This window comes from Mesorhizobium sp. M5C.F.Ca.IN.020.32.2.1, assembly GCF_004023105.1.
Taxonomy (GTDB): Bacteria; Pseudomonadota; Alphaproteobacteria; order Rhizobiales; family Rhizobiaceae; genus Mesorhizobium; species Mesorhizobium wenxiniae.
Window position 1 is genome coordinate 1 of sequence record NZ_RZSX01001154.1, and the last position, 1,609, is coordinate 1,609.

3 protein-coding genes are annotated in these 1,609 nt (G+C 60.8%); all 3 read left to right on the top strand.

What is annotated here, in order from left to right; all coding sequences use genetic code 11:
• Positions 1-523: zinc-binding dehydrogenase (locus EOA86_RS33840; RefSeq protein WP_164892290.1), on the top strand; the 523-nt coding region annotated here is incomplete at its 5' end.
• Between the two features lie 118 nt (positions 524-641).
• The gene (locus tag EOA86_RS33845) at positions 642-917 is read left to right on the top strand and encodes a hypothetical protein (RefSeq protein WP_128345515.1); all 276 of its coding nucleotides are present in this window, start codon (positions 642-644) and stop codon (positions 915-917) included.
• Positions 904-1,398 (top strand): YaiI/YqxD family protein, encoded by a 495-nt coding sequence (locus EOA86_RS33850; RefSeq protein WP_127211940.1) that lies wholly within the window; start codon positions 904-906, stop codon positions 1,396-1,398. The genes EOA86_RS33845 and EOA86_RS33850 overlap by 14 nt, the downstream gene beginning before the upstream one ends.
• Positions 1,399-1,609 lie beyond the last annotated feature (211 nt).

A 1,609-nucleotide genomic window follows, 5' to 3' on the forward strand; every position in this document is an offset into this window, starting at 1 on the left:
CATCCAGGGGCTGCGCCTTGCCGGCGCCGACATGATCATCGGCGTCGACCTGAACAACGACAAGAAGCCCTGGGGCGAGAAATTCGGCATGACGCATTTCGTCAATCCGAAGGAGATCGACGGCGACATCGTGCCCTATCTCGTCAACATGACCAAGCGCGGCGCCGACCAGATCGGCGGCGCCGACTATACGTTCGACTGCACCGGCAGCACCAAGGTGATGCGGCAGGCCCTTGAAGCATCGCACCGCGGCTGGGGCAAGTCGGTCGTCATCGGCGTTGCCGGCGCCGGCCAGGAGATCTCGACGCGGCCGTTCCAGCTGGTCACCGGACGCACCTGGATGGGCACCGCCTTTGGCGGCGCGCGCGGCCGCACCGACGTGCCGAAGATCGTCGACTGGTATATGGACGGCAAAATCGAGATCGACCCGATGATCACCCACACGCTGAAGCTGGAGGACATCAACAAGGGTTTTGACCTGATGCATCAGGGCAAGAGCATCAGGAGCGTGGTGGTTTACTAGGTAAGGAGGTTCAAATTCGCGTTCGTATTGCCGTTCGCAGTCACCGCGAAGTTAATCAGGCACTCCCATGAATCCTGAGACTCTCAAGAATTGGAGACTGAAGCTCCGGAACGGGCGGATGAAGACAGCGTTCCGTCACTTCACGGTTCTGGCCGAGGGCGAGGTTGTATCTCCCAATGAGGACTTTGAAACAGAGCCCGGGCCGGCTTTCTTTGGAATGAAAGTTTGGGCGTCGGACGCGGATCAAGCGATCGATATGATACGCACCATCGGCCAACACATTGGTTTCTCCTCCACTGGAAGAATTTACGTCTATGACACTGAGCCCACTGAGCCGCCCGGCACCGAGCCGCGCGGCTACGAGCTGAAATTCACGCCGTATGAACACGACTAACATCAACCAAGAACGAAGCCGCCTACAGATTCTCGTCGATGCCGATGCCTGTCCGGTGAAGGCTGAGGTCGAGAAAGTCGCCGAGCGCCATGGCATCGTCGTCACCTTCGTCTCCAATGGCGGCCTGCGCCCGTCGCGCGATCCGATGATCCGCAACGTCGTCGTTTCCAAGGGCGCCGACGCGGCGGACGACTGGATCGTCGACAATGCCAAGCCCAACGACATTGTGGTGACAGCCGACATCCCGCTTGCCGCCCGCACGGTGGCACTCGGCGCCCACGTGCTTGGGCCGACCGGGCGCCCGTTCACGCCGGAAACGATCGGCATGGCGGTGGCCATGCGCGACCTCAAGCAGCATCTGCGCGAGACCGGCGAGAGCAAGGGCTACAATGCCGGTTTCGCGCCGCAGGACCGCTCACGGTTTCTCGGCGAGCTCGACCGCATCTTGCGGCGTGCGCTGAAATCCGCCGCACCGGGCTAGCGCTTTGAACCGGAGATCGCGCAGCAAAATCGGGAATCGATCTTCGGCATCATGGGCACAGTCAAAAGTGTTATAATGTCCGAGTCTTAAAAGACGAGCGGCGTAAGACGGACCGCCATCAGAGGCCGGGCCATGACGACCGAGATGCCCCTGAAGAAACCACTTCACCGCCACATACAGTTCGCGGTGTCGGCCTGCATCGGTGTAGTGG

What these genes read in the sequence shown, in the direction of transcription:
- EOA86_RS33845 (WP_128345515.1), top strand. Translation starts at nt 642, where the DNA reads ATGAAGACAGCGTTCCGTCACTTCACGGTTCTGGCCGAGGGCGAGGTT.
- EOA86_RS33850 (WP_127211940.1), top strand. Translation starts at nt 904, where the DNA reads ATGAACACGACTAACATCAACCAAGAACGAAGCCGCCTACAGATTCTC.